17 protein-coding genes and 2 pseudogenes are annotated in these 19,293 nt (G+C 39.3%); 5 read left to right on the top strand and 14 right to left on the bottom strand.

The genetic code is table 11. The features are described 5' to 3' along the window. Positions 1 to 60 precede the first annotated feature (60 nt). Positions 61 to 708, bottom strand: a complete 648-nt coding sequence (locus AACW45_RS33755; RefSeq protein WP_190630162.1) for a histidine phosphatase family protein — start codon at positions 706 to 708, stop codon at positions 61 to 63. 596 nt (positions 709 to 1,304) lie between these two features. Here AACW45_RS33755 and aqpZ point away from each other — a divergent pair. Continuing rightward, positions 1,305 to 2,063: an aquaporin Z gene (gene aqpZ / locus AACW45_RS33760; RefSeq protein WP_190630164.1), complete on the top strand. Its 759-nt coding sequence runs from the start codon at positions 1,305 to 1,307 to the stop codon at positions 2,061 to 2,063. A 203-nt stretch (positions 2,064 to 2,266) separates the two neighbouring features. Here aqpZ and AACW45_RS33765 read toward each other — a convergent pair. The 10 genes and pseudogenes from AACW45_RS33765 to AACW45_RS33815 all read right to left on the bottom strand — a co-directional run. Next, positions 2,267 to 2,374, bottom strand: a pseudogene (locus AACW45_RS33765) (Uma2 family endonuclease); the annotation flags it as partial. A gap of 101 nt (positions 2,375 to 2,475) precedes the next feature. Continuing rightward, a pseudogene (locus AACW45_RS38525) lies at positions 2,476 to 3,166 on the bottom strand (Uma2 family endonuclease). A gap of 31 nt (positions 3,167 to 3,197) precedes the next feature. Then, entirely contained in the window at positions 3,198 to 3,947 is a 750-nt protein-coding gene (locus AACW45_RS33780) for an ABC transporter ATP-binding protein (RefSeq protein ID WP_190541017.1), read from the bottom strand. Between the two features lie 15 nt (positions 3,948 to 3,962). Further along, on the bottom strand, positions 3,963 to 4,736 hold the full coding sequence (locus tag AACW45_RS33785; RefSeq protein ID WP_190630166.1) for an ABC transporter ATP-binding protein: 774 nt from the start codon (positions 4,734 to 4,736) through the stop codon (positions 3,963 to 3,965). Positions 4,737 to 4,904: 168 nt separating this feature from the next. Beyond that, a complete protein-coding gene (locus tag AACW45_RS33790; protein ID WP_190630168.1) occupies positions 4,905 to 5,834 on the bottom strand; it encodes a branched-chain amino acid ABC transporter permease in 930 nt (309 codons plus the stop codon). 262 nt (positions 5,835 to 6,096) lie between these two features. After that, entirely contained in the window at positions 6,097 to 6,696 is a 600-nt protein-coding gene (locus AACW45_RS33795; RefSeq protein WP_190630170.1) for a Uma2 family endonuclease, read from the bottom strand. 7 nt (positions 6,697 to 6,703) lie between these two features. Continuing rightward, positions 6,704 to 7,654, bottom strand: coding sequence for a branched-chain amino acid ABC transporter permease (locus AACW45_RS33800; RefSeq protein WP_190630173.1), 951 nt, complete (start codon positions 7,652 to 7,654; stop codon positions 6,704 to 6,706). Between the two features lie 53 nt (positions 7,655 to 7,707). Beyond that, a complete protein-coding gene (locus AACW45_RS33805; protein WP_190630175.1) occupies positions 7,708 to 8,952 on the bottom strand; it encodes an ABC transporter substrate-binding protein in 1,245 nt (414 codons plus the stop codon). A 147-nt stretch (positions 8,953 to 9,099) separates the two neighbouring features. Continuing rightward, complete coding sequence (locus AACW45_RS33810) at positions 9,100 to 10,083, bottom strand: glycosyltransferase family 2 protein (RefSeq protein WP_190630176.1); 984 nt, start codon at positions 10,081 to 10,083, stop codon at positions 9,100 to 9,102. Between the two features lie 7 nt (positions 10,084 to 10,090). Further along, entirely contained in the window at positions 10,091 to 10,753 is a 663-nt protein-coding gene (locus AACW45_RS33815; RefSeq protein ID WP_190630178.1) for a TVP38/TMEM64 family protein, read from the bottom strand. Positions 10,754 to 10,909: 156 nt separating this feature from the next. Between AACW45_RS33815 and AACW45_RS33820 the strand changes: the two genes are divergently transcribed. Then, complete coding sequence (locus tag AACW45_RS33820) at positions 10,910 to 11,941, top strand: PDDEXK nuclease domain-containing protein (protein ID WP_190630180.1); 1,032 nt, start codon at positions 10,910 to 10,912, stop codon at positions 11,939 to 11,941. 17 nt (positions 11,942 to 11,958) lie between these two features. Here AACW45_RS33820 and AACW45_RS33825 read toward each other — a convergent pair whose 3' ends face one another. Continuing rightward, positions 11,959 to 13,155 (bottom strand): FAD-dependent oxidoreductase, encoded by a 1,197-nt coding sequence (locus AACW45_RS33825; protein ID WP_190630182.1) that lies wholly within the window; start codon positions 13,153 to 13,155, stop codon positions 11,959 to 11,961. Positions 13,156 to 13,361: 206 nt separating this feature from the next. Between AACW45_RS33825 and AACW45_RS33830 the strand changes: the two genes are divergently transcribed. Together AACW45_RS33830 and AACW45_RS33835 are read left to right on the top strand one after the other, a co-directional pair. Then, on the top strand, positions 13,362 to 14,123 hold the full coding sequence (locus AACW45_RS33830) for a pentapeptide repeat-containing protein (RefSeq protein ID WP_190630184.1): 762 nt from the start codon (positions 13,362 to 13,364) through the stop codon (positions 14,121 to 14,123). Positions 14,124 to 14,291: 168 nt separating this feature from the next. Continuing rightward, the gene (locus tag AACW45_RS33835; RefSeq protein WP_190630186.1) at positions 14,292 to 15,761 is read left to right on the top strand and encodes a pentapeptide repeat-containing protein; all 1,470 of its coding nucleotides are present in this window, start codon (positions 14,292 to 14,294) and stop codon (positions 15,759 to 15,761) included. On the opposite strand, the gene AACW45_RS33840 is transcribed toward AACW45_RS33835, so the two are convergent. Then, a complete protein-coding gene (locus tag AACW45_RS33840) occupies positions 15,758 to 15,895 on the bottom strand; it encodes a hypothetical protein (protein ID WP_190630187.1) in 138 nt (45 codons plus the stop codon). The two genes, AACW45_RS33835 and AACW45_RS33840, sit on opposite strands and share 4 nt — an antisense overlap. 319 nt (positions 15,896 to 16,214) lie before the next feature. On the opposite strand from AACW45_RS33840, the gene AACW45_RS33845 reads away from it, so the two are divergent. Then, positions 16,215 to 17,579 (top strand): pentapeptide repeat-containing protein, encoded by a 1,365-nt coding sequence (locus AACW45_RS33845; RefSeq protein WP_190630189.1) that lies wholly within the window; start codon positions 16,215 to 16,217, stop codon positions 17,577 to 17,579. 226 nt (positions 17,580 to 17,805) lie between these two features. Here the strand turns inward: AACW45_RS33845 and AACW45_RS33850 are convergent, their stop codons facing one another. Next, positions 17,806 to 18,678 (bottom strand): WGxxGxxG-CTERM domain-containing protein, encoded by an 873-nt coding sequence (locus AACW45_RS33850; protein WP_190630190.1) that lies wholly within the window; start codon positions 18,676 to 18,678, stop codon positions 17,806 to 17,808. Positions 18,679 to 19,293: the final 615 nt, after the last annotated feature.

The following is a 19,293-nucleotide window of genomic DNA, read 5'->3' on the forward strand; positions in this document are numbered from 1 at the left end:
CTCAGTCCATAGCAATATCTAGATTAGCGGAAGCCAAGATTCAAAATCTCTATCAGAGATTTAAACAAATCGAACTACTTCCTCTACCTCCACTAGATGAGAAGTATCTCCCTTAAGTTCTAGTAACCATTCTGAGTCTTGCAGCACCACTTTGACTAAAGAACATAAAGAAGCCTTCACTTCCGTTTTTGCAACTTCTCCGACTAATCCCATAGCCGCACCCAGTACAGAAGCGCCATGTGCTACTAACAGGATATTCTCCGGGTAGAATTCTGTAGCCAGACATCTAGCTGTTTGTCCCGAACGTCCTCTGACTTGTTCGTGTGTTTCCGGATATTTGGCAGCAATGCGTGCGGTATAACTGATATCAATTCTGGGAAATAATTCTGCTAACGCTGATGTAGAAAGCCTTTCTGGTTCTTCTGTCATCCAAGCAGGATTTAGCCATTCACTTAACCCAGTTTCTAGCTTAATCGGTAAATCTAGGGCTTGGGCTACTGCATTAGCCGTTTGCACGGTGCGGAGAAAGGGAGAGGCAAAAATATGACTGATTTTCTCTGTTTTTAGGCGATTAGCTAGCTGCTTGGCTTGAATGAAACCATCCTCTGATAAAGGTGGATCGTAGCGGCGTTCAGCAGTGAGAAACCAATCGGGGTTGACAAAGTCAAGGCGGTTGGCGTGTCTGGCGATCCAGATAATTTGACTCATGGTTTTAATTGTTCAGGCGAATACAATTCGCTACAGTAATAGACACCCAAAAACTGGGCTACAAATCTAAATATATTATAAATATTGTGATGTTTTGTAAAAGTCGGCTTGTGCAGCTAGGACATCTGAGATTGTTTCTCATCTTCAGAAGCTGAGTAAAAAATCGCGAGGTAAAAACAATGTTAAAAAAGTTATTGCGAAATATAAATCAAGTCAACTAAACCTCGTCCATTTTGAAACCAGGAGTAGTGCGGGCAGCGTTCGACTGAGCGCTCACGCCGAAGTCTTGCCCGCTACTACCACTAGGGAGCAAGATGCTCCCACTACTTTTAATACTATGGTTCTCAAAATAGATGTGGTTTATATTACGAAACGTAAATAGACTTGAATCCCTGACAAATGACAAATGACAAATGACAAATGACAAATGACAAATGACAAATGACAAATGACAAATGACAAATGACAGCCCTTACCAGTATTTTAATTACACCGACTTACTTAAAAAGTTGTATAAACTTAAGAGATAATAAAAGATTAAAAATTTGGAAACATGACAGCGTAAATTTAACTTGAGGAGAGTATGGATAAAAAAAATGATACCCCTGTTTACCCGTTGTCTTGCGGAATTTCTCGGAACATTGGTGCTAGTTCTTGGTGGATGCGGAAGTGCTGTTTTTGCAGCAGCATTTCCTGATGCTAAAGCCAATGAATTAGGAATTGGTTTTTTAGGTGTGTCTCTAGCATTTGGACTGACAGTTTTAATTATGGCCTATGCCATTGGTCATATTTCTGGTTGTCATCTTAACCCGGCTGTATCATTTGGTTTGTGGGCAGGAAAACGGTTTCCCGGCTCCGAATTACTGCCATATATTGTTTCTCAAGTATTAGGTGCAATTGTCGCCGCAGGTTTAATTTATTTAATCGCCAGTGGTAAACCAGGCTTTACACTTTCTGGCTCGAATCCATTAGCAACAAATGGTTTTGCAGAACATTCTCCCGGTGGTTATTCACTATTCGCTTGTTTCATCACAGAAGTTGTACTCACCTTTATTTTTTTAATAGTAATTTTAGGTTCAACCGATGGCCGTGCGCCTAAAGGTTTTGCACCAATTGCTATTGGTTTAGCGCTAACTTTGATTCATTTAGTCAGTATTCCCATCACTAATACATCAGTAAATCCTGCGCGTACTACTGGCCCTGCACTTTTTGCTGGGGTAGAAATGTTTCGCCAAGTTTGGATGTTTTGGATTGCGCCTATTTTAGGTGCAATTTTAGCTGGATCTTTCTATTCACGAGTATTAGGTGAATCAGGAGAACCTGTTGTAGGCGAAGCAGAATTACAGTTGAAATAGCAATTTACAAATACAATATGATTCACAATGCCCACCAAAGATATAAAATGGTGGGCATTGCTTATTTATAGATTAAAAATTTTTTTCTTTTACAAAATTAGATATTCAATTTTGATTATTGTCTAGCAGTATTAACCTGCAATATCTGCATCTTCAAAAATTCCATTACAATCAATCGAGACAATAATTACATGTCCGCCAAATAAATCGCCATTTGCATCTACAGGAATTCTTTCCCAAGCAAACACCGCGACATCAGGGACAATTGAACGTCCGCCAAAGGTACAACGTAATTCTGGAAATGCTAGCTGCGTAGGTTGGGTTGAGGAACGAAACCCAACATTTACAGGGGTTTGTTGGGTTTACACACGGTAAGCCCAACCTACAATCAATTGTCTAGTTTTGCATTAGCTTATAATTTTAACCATGCAAATAATTGTCCTACAGTTAATTGCAAGTTACTCACTAAATCGGGAACTGGTAATATTTCCTGTTCTGCTTGTAAAAGTTCTGGTTGCTGTTTTGGGGGATAAACTAACACAGATTTTTCATCTGGATCGATCAGCCAACCTAAGCTAGTACCATACTTTAGACAATGTAAAATATTGCCAGTAACTTTGGTCTGACTTTGTTCAGGTGAGAGTATTTCAATTGTCCAATCTGGATATGTTTCAAAAACATTCGCCACATCCCCATTTGCATCTACAGGAATCCTTTCCCAAGCAAATAAGTAAGTCGGCGTTAAAAAATCAAGCTATGTGACGAAATGTAAAATCATCGAATAGCTTAGAAATTGGTCATTCTACAGTTTTTACAAAACTAAACATACATGGTTTTTATCGTGCCGACTTACTTACAGCGACATCAGGGACAATTGAATGTCCGCCAAAGGTGCAGCGTAATTCTGGAAAGGCTAGGGCAATTTTTTGAGTCTCAGCTACTTGATTGATGCCAGTAACTAGCTTACCTTGTAATTTACTATGTTTTCCTTGTGGCATAGGTTTTTGAATAATTTGCCCATTGATATATTCACTAGCTGGCTTGGTTTCCGGTAGTTTTAAAAATTCTTCTAAAGTTAGAGGTTTGGTAGGTAACTGTACCATATATTACGCCTTAATTATTCATTTAATTTATTTATCCCAAATATGCTTTTTTCACGCGCTCATCGGTAATTAATTCCGATGCTGCACCTGTTAAAGTAATAGCACCAGCTTCTAAAACATATCCTCTATCGGCAATTTGTAGAGCTAAGTTCGCGTTTTGTTCAACTAATAAAATTGTCACGCCTGTAGCGCGGAGATTTTCAATAATAGTAAAGATTTCCCGGACGATCGCAGGTGCTAAACCTAAGCTAGGTTCATCTAAAAGCAGGAGTTGAGGCTTACTCATTAAAGCACGAGCGATCGCTAACATTTGTTGTTCACCACCGCTCAGGGTTCCTGCTAGCTGATGGCGTCTTTGGGCTAAACGGGGAAATAGCTGATATTGCTGTTCTAAATCTGCTTTAATTTGTTCTCGATCGTTACGAATATAAGCGCCTAATAATAAATTATCTAAAACTGTTTGTCTGGCTAATACTCTCCTTCCTTCAGGAGAATGGGCGATACCTAGTTTTACTACTTCGTAAGCTGGACGGCGCGTGATATTCTTACCACTATAAAAAATCGCCCCGCTTTTGGGATAAACTATTTTCGAGATAGCGCGGAGTGTGGTAGTTTTACCAGCACCGTTAGCACCAATTAAAGTGACTACTTCACCTTTTTTAATAATTAAATTAATTTTTTTTAAGGCTTGAATACCGCCATAATTTACATCTAGGTCTTGAACATCTAAAATCGTAAAATCTTCTTTACTAATTAAATCTTGGCGTTCATCGGCGTTCATTGGCGGTTTAATTCCTCATCCACTTCCCAAATAAGCTGCGATTACGGCTGGATCTTCTCTGACAATAGCAGGTTTACCCAAAGCAATTAATTGTCCAAAATCCAAAACAGCAATGCGATCGCATAATCCCATAACTAAGGGTACATGATGCTCAATCAAGATAATTGTTAAGTTAAAGCGTTCCCTAAGACTGCGAATAAAGTCGCTAAGTTGCTGTTTTTCGCTGGGGTTCATCCCTGCTGCGGGTTCATCGAGGAGCAAAATTTGCGGTTCTAAGGCTAAAGCGCGGGCGATTTCTAAGCGACGCTGATCGCCGTAAGCAAAGTTCTTGGCTTTTTCTTGAGTGCGATCGCTCAATCCCACCATCTCTAATAAATCTAAGGCTTTTTTGCGACTTTTAGATTCTTCACTAGGCGCTGGTGGCAATCCTAGAACTCCTGTAATCATACCACTATTAGTATGCAAATGTCCGCCAATAATCACATTTTCTAAAGCTGATAATTCACCGAATAAGCGAATATTTTGAAACGTGCGGGCAATTCCTAAAGCTGCAATTTTATGGGGACGTAATTGGGATATATCTTGACCTTGATAAATTAATTGTCCCTCAGAAGGGGGAATTAAAGCAGTGATTAAATTAAATAATGTGGTTTTTCCTGCACCATTAGGGCCGATTAATCCGAAGATTTCATGTTTTTGGACTGCGAAAGATACATTATTTACAGCCACTAAACCACCAAAGCGGCGTGTCAATGATTTTGCTTCTAAGACAATAGAATTGTTATCCATTTTTATAGGGGGTAGGGGCTAGAGACTAGGGACTAGTGGTTCATCACATTAATTCTGTGGGGTAAGTTTCTTCTTATTTTTTCTTCCTTTGTGTACTTCGTGTCTTTGCGGTTCGTTTTGTACCCCTCGAAATTTTTGCGACAGACTACTAGTGATTTAAATATTAAATTAGGATCTATTCTTAATTTTGCGCTGCTTAAAAATATCTGGTGTGACTAATCCTTGAGGGAAAAAGATAGTTCCGATAACAATTAGCACGCCAAAAATAATTAATCTCCCATCCCGTAAAAATTGCGCTAACCACAAAGGTAATCCGCCTGTATCGGCTAGACTGCGCAAGATTTCGGGTAAAGCTGTAAATACCATTCCGCCCACAACCGAACCTAAAAACGTTCTCGAACCGCCAATTAAGACAAAAGTTAAGTAGATAATACTTGCATCAAATGTACCTTGGCGGGCGTTCCAGGTATTGAGAAAATGGGCGCTAATTGCACCAACTACCCCTGCAAGAATAGCCCCTAATGTAAAAGCTAAAACTTTGTAGTATGTGGGGTTAATTCCCATTGCACCGGCGGCTAGTTCATCTTCTCGAATTGCAGTAAATGCTCTACCTACGCGAATCCTTTCGAGACGGTAAAATAACACCATTGAAATTATGAGTAATGGTAAAGCAATCCATAAATATTCGATTTGGTTTTGGAAGGGTTGGGGAATACCAAAAATACCGACTGCACCGCCAGTAATTTCTAAATTAAGGGAAATAACCCGCAAAACTTCGACAAAAGCAATAGTTGCGATCGCTAAATAAATTCCCCGCAATCTTAAAGCGGGAATTCCGACAGCGATACCCAATAATCCAGAAACTACACCAGCAATTATCATCTCGATTAACAACAGCCAAATCGAAAATGAACCACTATCAGATTTAAAGACTGTTGTTGATAAAATTGCAGCAATATAACCACCTAAAGCATAAAATCCGGGGCTGGCTAAAGATAGTTGTCCTGTCATTAATGGTAAGTAAAGGGATAGCCCCAATAAAGCCCCTAATACCATAGAGACTATTAGCGAACCGTAAGTAGAAATAAATTCAGTCATTAGTCAATAGTCAATAGTCAATAGTCATTTGTTATTTTTCCTCCTTGTCCCCCTTCCCTTCCCTTATCTTCCTTGTCCTCCTTATCCTCCTTGTCTCCCCTTAATTCCCTTATCTAATTATCATAGGATTTACACACACTCTACTAATTCTTGGCGTTCTTGGCGTCTTGGCGGTTCAATAAATTAAGGTTTTTGATGATTTTGCGTAAGTCCTGCCGCATTGCGAATGCATTATTATCATAATTCCTAATAAATCTTAGGCTTAAGCTGTCAATATTTGCTCTGCTGTTAATGTTAATTCTGGAAAGGTTGGGGATATGATTCGTTCAGAACCTCGAAATTGATGGCGTTGATATTTTCCATTACTATCTAATACAAAAACAAATACAGTCGGAACTTTGGGATTACCTAAATATTCTCTTAACCCTATTGCCAAATAATCGACAATCCAATATTCTTTGATGCCTAAACGTTGATATTCGTCTAATTTATCAATATAGTCATCTTCCCAATTAGTTGATGTCACTTCTACAGCTAATTGAATCGATTCTTCCAGTGCAGAGTAAGCAGTACGATTTGAGCGCCATATATCCTTATCTATGACACTGACATCAGGCTTGCGTCCTTGTTCTACTCCTTCAGCAGTTATTGTTTTAATTACTGCTGTGTTATTAACGACATAATTTAGTAGTAGTCGCCTGATTTCATCATTGAAAGCAAATAAAAGCAAATTGGCGACATCATCATGATTTCTCGTAGCACGCACTTCAACAATTTCTCCATTTACCAATTCATAAAAACCTTCCTCTGGGCATTGTTCAAGAAACTGATAAAAAGTTAATTTCTGTTTAGTAAAGGTCATACAGTCTTTAAACCTTCTGAATAAACCTGCGTCCTAGTAAACCTTGGGGTCTAACTAATAGCATGACAAATAAAATTGCAAATGCTACGGCGTCTTTATAACCGGAATATTCGCCGGGGACGAATGCTTCGACTAAGCCAATGAGTAAACCGCCTAATACCGCACCGGGAATACTTCCTAAACCGCCTAAGACGATGACTGCTAACCCTCTTAAACCAAAGGCGATACCAAAATAAGGCCCGGCTATACTGACGCTAGAAGCGACTAAAGTACCGGCTAATCCGGCTAAGAAACTGCTGATGAAAAATGTCAGGACAATAAAGCCATCGGTGTTAATTCCTAATAAACTGGCGGTAGTTGCGTCTTCGGCGATCGCTTGCATGGCTTTACCATATTTAGTACCGTTAATAAAATAGGTAAGAATTGCCACAAATACCACAGAAACCGCAAAAATCACGATTTGCACGCTGCGTATAGGAATCGGGCTTTCAGCAGTACCAAAGTTTATAGAGGGTGGTAAATTCCCGTAGGCATTGGAAGGAAAGGTATAACTTTCTGCACCGACTAGATATTGGATGAGGTTAACGATAACTACCGCTACGCCCAAGCTAGAAACTACAGTTAATAAAGGATCAGATCCTTTACGACGTAGGGGTTGAAAAGCGATGCGTTCCATTGCTATCCCTACCAATCCCGCCAAGCAGCTACCTAAAAATAAGGCGATCGCAAATGGTAATTTGATGGGTAGAGTGGCATTAGCTAGCAAACCATTGAAGCCAAAACTACCACCCATGAGTGCATAAGTAAAATATGCGCCTAAGGTAAATACTGCTCCATGCGCTAAATTAATGATGCCTAAAATGGAGTACACCAGAGTGTATCCTAAGGCGAAAATTGCATAAACGCTACCAATCGATAGCCCGTTTAAAAATTGTTGCAAAAATAAGGTGAATGTCATTTGTCAGTTGTCAGTTGTCAGTTGTCAGTTGTCAGTTTTCCTCCTTTTATACGTCATTTTAAAAATGTAAATTTACCTTGGCTACCATCTTTATCCATTTTGATTTGCGCTACGTAAAAATCTTTTTGGATGACTTCACCAACGGGGGTAAAAGCAATTTCGCCTAAGGGTGTATTATATTTTCCTGCTAGTATCTGTTTATTTAATTCATTGCGCAATTGTGGCAGGGCTAAGGTATTAACTTTAGTTTTTTTATCTAAAGTTTGGAGTGCTTCGACATAAACTTGAACTGCTGTAAAGGCTTGGGCTGTAAATTGTGGCGGTTCTTTTTTGAATTGTTCGCTATAGGTTTTACGAAATGTTGAATTAATTTCACCAGGATGTTCTGGGCTGTAAGCTTGGGCAATTAATACGCCATCACATAATGCTTTACATACTGGGAAAATGTTGGAAGTATTCAGCCCATTACCGCCGACAATTAAACCTTTATAACCGAGTTCTCGTAATTGTCTGACTAAGTTACCACCATCAGCAGCCAAACCGGAAATAATCACTAAATCTGCTTTCAGGTTAATTGCATTGGTAGCTTGGGTTTGAAAATCTGTATCGCTAGTTTGGAACTTTTGAACTGTGACTAATTCCAAACCCTGATCCTTCACAGTTTTCTGGAAAATGTCGGTTTCTGATTTACTATAAGAATCATTTTGCGCAAAGAAAACCGCGACTCTTTTAATATTAGGATTTAGTTTGATTGCGGCTTTAACAGAATTCGGTGCAACTACAGAACTAGGTGCAGAAATTCGCGCTATATAATCGCCAATTTCGGGAATTTTATCTGCGGTATTAGACGCTGCTAATACAGGTACTTTAGCACGATCAGCTACAGGGTCTGCACTAAAAGCTTGCTGTGATAAAGTCGGCCCCACAATCCCGACAACTTTATCTTTATTAATTAAGGTTTGAAAGGCGTTAATTGCACCATTTTCATCACCGCTAGTGTCTTGAAACACTAGTTTAATTGGCGTACCATTAATACCACCTTTATCGTTGAAATACTTCTCGGCAATTTTTGCACCAGCTACTTGTTCTTGCCCTAGTAATGCTACGTTACTAGTTTGTGCAAAGGCAATACCAATGGGAATTACGCCTGATGTATTTGTTGTTGATTGACTGTTAGTTGTAGTCTGAGTAGGTGTAGAAGTTCCTCCATTATTAGCACTGTTACCACCATTACAGGCTGTTAGCAGCAAACTTAAGGTAATACAAAATGTAGTTGTTAGCGCAGCAGAGTTTTTCATGGATGAGCAACGATATATTTTGGGAATCATCTTTATTTGACCACATAAGGATCAAGATTCCAAGTAGTTATATGCTCTTAAATTTTAATTAACAAAATGGGGCGATTTCCTCATCATCGCTGGGGTAATTTGCTGTGCTGGTTACAACTATTTCTCGTCTACCATACTCATGGTTTTTTGGCGTTCGGCATAATCCTCATAAAACCCGGCTACTTCTGCTAGGGTATAAAGCGGCCTTTGTTTTACTTCTTCATAAATTCGCCCAATATATTCACCCAAAATGCCAATACTAAATAGTTGTACGCCGCCAATAAAGAAAATAGCCATCAAAATAATAGCCATTCCCGTGAGGGAAGAATGGGGTTGAACAAGTCGCCAGTACAACACCATTACACACATAAACAGTGAAAGTAGGGCGGCGAAAAATCCCATATAAGTTGAAAGTTGTAAAGGTACTTTAGAAAAGGAAACTAATCCATTAATTGCCAATGCTAAAGATTTCCGAAATGTATATTTCACCTCACCAGCAAAGCGCGGATCGCGTTCAAATTTAATCGCTATTTGATTAAAACCTACCCAAGCCCGCAATCCGCGAATGTAACGATTGCGTTCTGGCATAGCATTGAGTACGTCTACAACTTGACGATCTAATAAACAAAAATCCCCTGTGTCTGTGGGGATATCAACATCTGCAAGATTTTTAAGAATGCGGTAAAAAGCATAGGCGGTGAAACGTTTAAACCACCCTTCTTGACGGCGTTGGATGCGTTGGGCGTAGACAATTTTATATCCTTGTCGCCATTTTTCTACCATATCGGGAATCAATTCTGGCGGATCTTGTAAATCGGCATCTAAAATCACAATTACTTTGCCGCGAACAAAATTTAGCCCCGCCGTCACAGCAATTTGATGTCCAAAATTTCGCGCCAAACTTAAGTAAACCACGCGCGGATCTTGTTGATGTAATTCTCGCATCATTTGTAAAGAGCGATCGCGGCTACCATCATTCACCAAACATAACTCTACCTCGCCATCCATGCGATTCATGACTTGGGAAATGCGGCGATACATTTCTTGGATGGTTTCTTCTTCGTTATAAATCGGGACGATAAAAGAATATTTAGGTAGCATGATTTACTTAACGTTTGCGATGAAAGGGAAAACGGCGACGACGACGATACCAAGTAGAGCCAGCAACTAGCATTCCTAGTAAGGCTAAAGCGCCCACAAGTGGCATAACTTCGCCGGTACGGATTGCTTTTAAGCCAGAACTACCCAATAAAACAAATGGTAATACTGACGGTACAGTCCCTAAAATAGTGCCGATGAGGTAATCTTTAAAGCTGACTGATGATAGCCCAGCTGCGAAGTTAACCAAACCGTAGGGCATAATCGGTAATAAACGAATGGCAAACATGTAATAGACTCCGCCTTGCCTAATTTCGGCGTCAATCGCTTGCCAACGCCCTGCTAGCCTTTTGGATACTGCATTATATCCAATTGTCCGGGCAAAAATAAAAGCCGCGATCGCGGCGACAATTGCCCCTGTACTTGTCCAACATGTCCCCAGCCAAGGGCCGAAAATCGCACCCCCGGTTAAATTCAGGGCGGTGGAAGGTAATACTAAAATGGTGGCGATGACATAGATAACTACATAAGTTACAGGTGCCCAAATACCAGAGTTTTTCAACCAAGATTTAATGACATCCGGACTAATTCCCCCTAAATAATAGGCTGTTAATGCAGTCGCTACCACACAAATAATAAATAATAAGATAAAACTAGTTTTAAAATTAAACATAAATACATTAATGTTAGTACAGCTTGGCAGAAATAGCGTAACATCCAAAAGATGTTGAGAAATACAATCTAGACCTATAATATTTTTTCTGTTGATATTGGCGAACTTGGGCGATCGTATCCTTTCATTTATACTGTCTCTGTTAAACGGTTATTTATGGACGATTATGACAATTTTTTGCGGGATTTAAAAGAACGCATACAAAGCGCTCAAAAACGAGCAGTATTGTCTGTTAACCAAGAATTAGTATTACTCTATTGGCACATTGGACGAGATATTCTTAATCGACAGCAGCAGCAGGGATGGGGCGCAAAAGTAATTGATAGGTTAGCAGTGGACTTGCGCCTATCTTTCCCAGAAATGAAGGGGTTTTCGCGGACAAATCTACTTTATATGAGGGCTTTTGCAGAAGCTTACCCTGATGAACAAATTGTCCAACAACTTGTTGGACAAATTCCCTGGGGACATAACATTCGCATTCTAGATTCTGTAAAAGACGCTTCAGCAAGACTATGGTACATACAAAAAACAATCGAAAATGGCTGGAGTAGAAATATTCTCAATCTACAGATTCAAAGTCAACTTTATAACCGCCAAGGAAAAGCTATTACTAACTTTAATGCTACTTTACCCTCTAGCCAATCATATTTAGCTAGAGAAACCCTTAAAGATCCCTATGTCTTTGATTTTTTAAGTTTAGGGGAAGACGCCCAAGAACGAGAAGTTGAGAAAGAGCTTGTTAAACATATTACTAAATTTCTTCTTGAATTAGGAGTTGGTTTTGCTTTTGTAGGAGAACAATACCCATTAAAAATAGGTGAGGAAGAATTTTATATTGACCTTCTTTTTTATCATGTCAAATTGCATTGCTTTGTGGTTGTTGAATTGAAAACTGGGAAATTTAAACCTGAATATACAGGAAAAATAAATTTTTATCTCTCTGCAGTAGATGATTTATTGAAATCCAATTTGGATAATGCATCTATTGGCTTAATTTTATGTGCAAGTAAAGATAATGTTATAGCTGAGTATGCATTACGTGATGTTAATAAGCCAATTGGTATTGCTGAATGGCAGGTAGGACTAACTAAGTCACTGCCAAAAGAATTACAAACACAATTACCAACTATTGAGCAATTAGAAGCAGAGCTAGATGCAGTTTCTGTAGAAATAGTAGATTCAGAATGAAATTAAAAATTGAACTACTATATATCTTCGATTTGTGGTAGCTTTTGAAAGCGTTCCATGAAACGGCGATCTAACCAATCTTTCCAATACCACAATAATTTATTGGGTGGTAAAGTGAATGCACCTCTTGTGGCGATCGCACTTTTATCTCCTGTACCGATTAAACTTAGGTATTGTTTCTGCGGTACATAGGCTTTGAGAGGTTTACCTAACAAATATCGTCGTAAATTTGTATACAAAGGCTTACCTTGTCTGACAGCAAATACCCCAGCTTTAGGACGGGGATGATCGATCATTGTGGCAATATCACCAGCCGCGAACACATCAGGGTGAGACAGAGATTGTAAAGTATCTCCTACTAAAATAAAGCCTCGCTCATCAGTCCGCAGTCCTGTAGATTTTAACCAATCAGGTGCAGCAGCTTGAGTCACCCAAAAAATTTTGTCACAATCTACGGTTAATTCCGATTCACATTTAACTTGTAATGTCGGTTGATTTCCTGTCTGTGCAAGGGGTGTGACTTGCGTAACAGTTTCGCCTAAATAAAGTTTTATACCCCGTTGGGTGAGAATTTTTTCAACGAGTCGCTGCACTGAATCATGATGCTTGGACATTAATTGGCGATCGCGCTGGAATAAATGCACCTCTAGAATCGCTGATGGTGATAAGATTCGTTTTAGCTGTGCTTGCATCGACAGCGCCAATTCTACACCACCTGCACCACCACCTGCGATCGCTATTCTTAGCAGTTGTTGCGGATTTGCTTCTACACTTTTCAATAATTGATACCAGTGTTTGAGTAGTTCGGAAACAGGTTTAGCGGGAACAACACATTCTGCTGCATCAGATACAGATATTTTTGCGGGAGTACTGCCAATATCAACAGACAGTACATCAAAATCTACAGCAGGATGATGCGCACAAATTACTTTTTTATTTTGTAAATCTAGGTTAATCGCTCGATCAACATAAAACTGTGCTTGTGCAAATTGAGTTAATCGGTGTAAATCAATATGACATTCATCATGGTTGTAAAAACCAGCAATGTGTCCCGGAAGCATCCCCGAATAAGGAGTATCTGAATTTGGACTAATTAAAGTTAAACCTACTCCAGCTAAAGGTTTCATCCCTAACATCCTCAGCACAATTGCATGGGAATGGCCCCCTCCTACTAAGACCAAATTTTTTGATTTCGCTGATTTTTCTGGCGGCATCTGATAACTTTCCCTAACTCTGTGACATTATCTATTGTGAACAGATAAATTCCGGAAATAATTAATTTCTCTGGCTAATATATATTACCGATCGTTGCTAAATCTAAGTTACCAAGATTACTTATACATCTCAGTGATATACTTACAGATAAAGTGTATGATTTTTTTGGTGACAAATATCTAAATTATTAAAATTAACTAGATGTATGTTAAAAGTAATTATAGATGCTTATAATACGGTAAGAAACAATAATAAGAGAAATATATCTTTATTAGACAAAATATATCAAGCGCTATTTGCTAATAAAAATAAATTAGAAAATATTAATAAATATTCTTATATCCAGAGTTTAAATCAAGCAATTGAACAACTAGAACACCAAAACAGAGAAATTAATTTAGCTGTCTTTGATGATTTAGCCACAATGGCGCAAGGCGATCCAAAATTACATAGAAAAATTATGGCAGCGTTAACAAATTTTATTCGCAATAATGCCGCCCAAGAGACTCATATCCAAGTACAAGACAACCCATTATCAACAATTCGTGCTGATATTCAAGCAGCTTTATCAATACTGGCTAACAGAAATACTCAACAAGATAGAGAAATTGAACAACTAGATTTAAGCCATATAGATATTAGGGGTGCTAAACTCTCCGGGGCTAATTTTGAAATGACAAACCTTTATCAAACTAATCTTTCTGGCGCAGATTTATGTAGTGCTAATTTGCATGGAGCCATTCTAACTGCGGCGAATCTTTCCGGCGCAAATCTGGCTGGTGCTAACCTCAAAGAAGCAATTTTAAGTGCGGCGAATCTCTCCGGCGCAAACCTTTCTGGAGCCAATTTAAATCAAGCAAACCTATATTTAGCAAAGTTAGATGGGGTAATTCTTAAAGATACGATCCTCAATGGAGCTAACTTGAGAGAGGCAAAATTTTCTGATGTCGATATCTCTAGCAAATAGTAAAATCGAAACTCGCACAAGGGCGGGGAAACCCCGCCCCTACTGGCTAATGATATGGAAAGCAAAAAACTCAACCTTGGGGGATATATGCAAATGGCTGGCAATATGCTATACTGTTTAGCCTCAGAATATAAGTAATAATCCTGAGTAACGAGGAATATTTGGGCAATGTCTGCTAACAAGACAGGCTTACTGTTAAATTGGTTGATAGCGATCGCAGTGATATTTGTGCTGTTATTGACTGTGATTTTCTTTACATTGTCAAATATTCGGCAATTATCAATTCAACAACAAATACAATATGGAATTCAAGCCGTAGCCACCTTAGCAATTATTTTTTTAGGCTTGGCATTGCTGGTGAATGCATATTATGGAGCCAAGCGTGCCCAAGCTTTAGAAAAAAGTGCGATCGCGGCGGAAAAAAACATCGAACTAGCGATTCAAAATGCTAAACTCTCCCAAGAGCGGTTAACAGCCGAACGCTTTATGACAGCTATTGCCCAGCTAGGGCATGAAAAAAGTGAAACCCGTACAGGAGCAATTTATGCTCTGGAAAGAGTCGCCCAAGAATTTCCTAGAGAACATTGGACAATTATGGAAATTCTCACGGCTTTTGTTCGCGAAAATGCACCTCTCCATCACCACGAACTCATGCGTGAGGAAAGTGTTGCACCTCTAGATTTTGATAAGTACAAAAAAGACAATCATCGCACACCACAAATTGAAGTAAATACCCCATACGAATTACCCAAAATTCGCACCGATATTCAAGTAGCCCTGACGGTAATTGGTAGGCGTAATTATTTGGAAGATAGAGAAAACCAGAAAATAAACTTACGCAATACAGATATTAGACAAGCCGACTTACAAGGAGCTAACTTAGAAAATTTTGATTTACGGGGTTGTGACTTATCTGGTGCAGATTTGCGCGGTGCGGTTTTAGTTGGTGCGGATATGGCTGGTGCTAAACTTTTTGGCGCAATTTTGTATGAAGCTAATTTACTTAAAGCTAATTTACGGGGAGCAAATCTGGCTTGGGCTAACTTAAATCGCGCTAATTTGTCTAATGCTAACCTGCGGGGTGCTAACCTCACAAGCGCAAGTCTGCGTGCAGCTAACTTGCAAGGAGCCAACCTGTATAAAGCGAATTTACAACAAGCTACCTTAAAAGTTGCCAATCTCTCCGCCGCCAAGTTATTTCTAGCTAACTTGCAAGGTGCAAAGTTGGGTAAAGCTAACTTACAGCTCACAGGGTTAATTGGCGCAAACCTCCAAGGCGCTAACTTAAATGGAGCTAATCTTCAAGGCGCTAACTTAAATGCAGCGAAACTGCAACAAACAGAAATCTACTTTGCTAACCTTTCCGAAGCTAGCTTGGCTGAGGCTGATTTGCATCAAGCCAACCTGATAGGCGCTAACCTTTCTCAAGCCGTTCTCTATGAAGCTAATCTCCACGGCGCAAATTTGATGGGTGCTAACCTGTTCGAGACGAACTTTTGTGATGTCAAATTAGCCGGAGCGATTTTGACAGGGGTGAAGAATTTAGAATTACAACAAATTACAACAGCTTTAGGCGATCGCACAACTCGCCTACCTGATGATGTAGAAGCGCCTACACATTGGCGGCAATCTAGTTAAGTCAAAATAAATAATTTATGCCAAAAAATTGGCATATTTTTGCTGTTATTGGCTATTTTAGCGATCGCATTTATTGCTGCATCGCGAAATTCATGCTGATTTTGTAATTCGCAGTTTATTGCTGCATATTTCATAACTGTAGCCCTGATGACGAGCTAAATTTACACATTTAATAAATGCGATCGCATAACTAAGTCTACAGAGTATGTGCAAATTTTATCCTATATATGGTATTTATGAATAATCTGAATCGGCAAACCCTCAATAATAGCTTCTGAAAATTTGTAGGGTTTTTGATTGCGCCTAATTACAGTAATTATTATGGTGCTAAGTAAATCCATAGAGATTTTTAGGGGAACAAATTTATTGATTAATTAAGTCAGTGTATTTACTGTACTAAAAGGGATTAACAAATAATAGTATGGATAAGCCAAATTACATAAAAATTCAGCAATGAAGACTCCTGATACGTCTTTATTCAATATAGATAGACTAACTACTTGGTATATATATACTCCTGCTATATTATTTCTGGGCATATCTTTAATTATTAGCGCTTTGGCGATTTTTCCGGCAGTTTCTATCACGCAAGAAATTGCCATATTTCTCCAAATAATCACTTTAATTTCTCTGGTGGCATGGGGAATAGTACTTAGCATTCATACGTACTATACCTCAAAACTTTCTTTAACAATCGGTCAGACTGTATTATCAAAAACCTTTTCCGAAATTATGGAGCGTAAGCAAATCATCAACAGCCAGGTAAATTCTCCACCAGTAAATCCAGAAGAATTAATTGCCAAACGTTTTTCAGAAGCGATCGCACATTTAGGTAGCAGTCAAATAGAAACACGTTTTGCTGCAATTTATGTTTTAGAAAGAATTGCCAGAGATTGTCCAAAATACCATTGGACAATTATGGAAATCCTAGCTGCATTTATCCGCGAGAATTCCCCGATAAATGGTGATATTGAAGAAAATTTAGCGAAAAAAATCCCTACAGATATTCAAACAGCTTTGACTGTTATTGGTAGACGCAATACATTAAATGATTTGGCAAATCATAAATTAGATTTACGCGATATTGATATCAGTGGCGCTGATTTAATGGACGCTAACTTAGCTGGAGCCATATTAATTGGAGCCAATTTACAATGGGTAAATTTGATTGGAGCCAATCTATCAAGCGCCAACTTAGCAGACGCCAATCTTTGTGGCTCAGTTCTTTACGAAGCTAACTTGAGAAAAGCAATACTTACAGAAGCAAATTTACAAGAAGCAGTTTTGCGAAAAGTGAATTTATCTAAGGCTGTCATGTGTGAAGCGGATTTGCAAGGCGCAATGTTGTACGATGCTGACTTGCAAGATGCGATACTTGAAAATGCTAATTTAGAAGCAGCTATTCTTTGCGATACTAACCTAGAAGGGGCAAATTTAGAAGGAAGTAACCTTTTTGGCGCAAATTTGATTGGTAGTAACTTGCAAGGCGCAAAAATGATCGGTGCCAATTTAGAAGGTGTATTGTTCAGTACAGCTAATCTACAACAAGCTAACCTCTATGAAGCTAACTTAGAACAAGCCAATTTCTATGAAGCCAATCTAGAGCAAACAATTCTCACTGGTACGAACTTAAATCAGGCTATTCTCCAGAAAGCGAGAGTTTTTGGCGCAGATATGACAAGATGTGAAAATTTAGAATCACAACAGCTAGAGTTAGCTTTTGGCGATCGCACTACTCTATTACCCGAAAACCTCACAATACCTGAAAATTGGTGTCCCAATATAGCCGATATTTCGCTTTTTGAAACTGAAACTTAACCAAAAAGCCTAATTCTTTAGCTGCATCATCCATTTAATCCCACGTTTACCTTGCAGGTGAGCGTGGGATTAATTTTGATAGGTAAATTGGTAATTGCACCCAACAATATATTCTAGAGGGCATGGCAGTGCCATGCCCCTACAATCTGTCACATTGCTGGTATAACCAATGACAAATGACAATTGTACAGACGCGATTCATCGCGTCTCTAATGACTAATGACACTTAATATCTTGTGCCTGAACCCGTGACTTGATTAGGATCTTGATAAGCGCGAGGAGTTTTGCGATTACGCGCTAAACCTGCTAAACCTGCTAAACCCAGCAATCCTAACCAACCCCAATCAGTACCGCGATCGCTTCTGACATCACTGGTTCCTCGCAACGAAGGGTTACCTGTAGTCGTACCTGTCGAGTCAGTTCCTGTAGTGCCTGTACCACTAGTACCGGTACCTGTCGAGTCAGTTCCTGTAGTGCCTGTGCCACTAGTACCTGTACCTGTACCACCAAAATCTGTAGTACCAGTACCTGTAGAACCTGTACCCGTAGAACCTGTACCCGTAGTACCAGTACCTGTGCTACCACTACCGCCAATACCTGTAGAACCTGTGCCACTAGTGCCCGTACCAGTTGTACCGCCACTGCCTGTACCTGTTGTACCAGTTCCGCCGAAATCTGTAGTACCTGTACCTGTAGTGCCTGTACCAGTTGTACCACTACTACCTGTACCTGTAGTACCAGTGCCAGTTGTACCAGTGCCAGTAGTGCCTGTACCTGTAGTTCCTGTACCAGTTGTACCACTACCACCAGTGCCAGTAGTGCCAGTAGTGCCTGTACCTGTAGTTCCTGTGCCGCTAGTACCAGTGCCAGTGGTACCAGTGCCTGTAGTGCCAGTGCCTGTAGTGCCTGTACCACTAGTACCTGTACCACTAGTACCCGTAGTACCCGTAGTGCCTGTACCACCAGTACTGCCACCAGAGGAACCACTACCACCAGAAGAACCGGATTGAGCAGAAACTGATATAGATAAGGGTACAGCAACAAAACTGAGAGCAAAGATACCAGCCAAAACAAATTTGGATAAATTCAAAGGCCTCATGATTATTTTTCCTTATAGGCTCTAGATTTTTGTGGTTAATAGATTGCCAACAACGCCGTTAACGACTCAATCTGTGACTAAACTCAGTCTTGGTAAGCACCACACCTTAATACCCTGCCCGATTGTGGCAAAAGTCGAAAAACATTGAAATATATGGGATTAAGAAAAAGCCTCAGCAGTTTTCAGCGATATTTAAACAACATGAAGATTCTCGCTAGATTCATAATTATCTTCATCTTCTGAAAAATTTGTGTTTTGAGTATGAGCTTGGCGAATGCTGATTGCATCAGCTTTATAGATACAGTAATTCTTTACCCTCGTAAAAACCCCCACGACGGTTTGCTATACGTCGAGGTAACTTTGACTAAGAATAACTTTTGCTTTTTTGATAAACGTCTACCATAGGATTAAAACTCTTTCTATCCAAAGTATTAGCCTGTCATCAATACCAGATTTTCTTACCGTTAGATATATCTTTTCTGCCGCATCTTGAATATTTATCAGTGATAGCAGTACAGTTGTTCATATAACTGTTTACAGTGCTTGAAACTTATATATAAAGTAATTAATTGCCATTGATGAAATTTGTTGTTGTTAGTTTTGATTGTTATAAAT

It is taken from the genome of Calothrix sp. FACHB-168, from assembly GCF_963889195.1.
GTDB classification, from domain to species: domain Bacteria; phylum Cyanobacteriota; class Cyanobacteriia; order Cyanobacteriales; family Nostocaceae; genus Aulosira; species Aulosira anomala_A.

What these genes read in the sequence shown, in the direction of transcription:
- AACW45_RS33755 (WP_190630162.1), bottom strand. Translation starts at nt 708, where the DNA reads ATGAGTCAAATTATCTGGATCGCCAGACACGCCAACCGCCTTGACTTT.
- aqpZ (WP_190630164.1), top strand. Translation starts at nt 1,305, where the DNA reads ATGATACCCCTGTTTACCCGTTGTCTTGCGGAATTTCTCGGAACATTG.
- AACW45_RS33780 (WP_190541017.1), bottom strand. Translation starts at nt 3,947, where the DNA reads ATGAACGCCGATGAACGCCAAGATTTAATTAGTAAAGAAGATTTTACG.
- AACW45_RS33785 (WP_190630166.1), bottom strand. Translation starts at nt 4,736, where the DNA reads ATGGATAACAATTCTATTGTCTTAGAAGCAAAATCATTGACACGCCGC.
- AACW45_RS33790 (WP_190630168.1), bottom strand. Translation starts at nt 5,834, where the DNA reads ATGACTGAATTTATTTCTACTTACGGTTCGCTAATAGTCTCTATGGTA.
- AACW45_RS33795 (WP_190630170.1), bottom strand. Translation starts at nt 6,696, where the DNA reads ATGACCTTTACTAAACAGAAATTAACTTTTTATCAGTTTCTTGAACAA.
- AACW45_RS33800 (WP_190630173.1), bottom strand. Translation starts at nt 7,654, where the DNA reads ATGACATTCACCTTATTTTTGCAACAATTTTTAAACGGGCTATCGATT.
- AACW45_RS33805 (WP_190630175.1), bottom strand. Translation starts at nt 8,952, where the DNA reads ATGAAAAACTCTGCTGCGCTAACAACTACATTTTGTATTACCTTAAGT.
- AACW45_RS33810 (WP_190630176.1), bottom strand. Translation starts at nt 10,083, where the DNA reads ATGCTACCTAAATATTCTTTTATCGTCCCGATTTATAACGAAGAAGAA.
- AACW45_RS33815 (WP_190630178.1), bottom strand. Translation starts at nt 10,753, where the DNA reads ATGTTTAATTTTAAAACTAGTTTTATCTTATTATTTATTATTTGTGTG.
- AACW45_RS33820 (WP_190630180.1), top strand. Translation starts at nt 10,910, where the DNA reads ATGGACGATTATGACAATTTTTTGCGGGATTTAAAAGAACGCATACAA.
- AACW45_RS33825 (WP_190630182.1), bottom strand. Translation starts at nt 13,155, where the DNA reads ATGCCGCCAGAAAAATCAGCGAAATCAAAAAATTTGGTCTTAGTAGGA.
- AACW45_RS33830 (WP_190630184.1), top strand. Translation starts at nt 13,362, where the DNA reads ATGTTAAAAGTAATTATAGATGCTTATAATACGGTAAGAAACAATAAT.
- AACW45_RS33835 (WP_190630186.1), top strand. Translation starts at nt 14,292, where the DNA reads ATGTCTGCTAACAAGACAGGCTTACTGTTAAATTGGTTGATAGCGATC.
- AACW45_RS33840 (WP_190630187.1), bottom strand. Translation starts at nt 15,895, where the DNA reads ATGAAATATGCAGCAATAAACTGCGAATTACAAAATCAGCATGAATTT.
- AACW45_RS33845 (WP_190630189.1), top strand. Translation starts at nt 16,215, where the DNA reads ATGAAGACTCCTGATACGTCTTTATTCAATATAGATAGACTAACTACT.
- AACW45_RS33850 (WP_190630190.1), bottom strand. Translation starts at nt 18,678, where the DNA reads ATGAGGCCTTTGAATTTATCCAAATTTGTTTTGGCTGGTATCTTTGCT.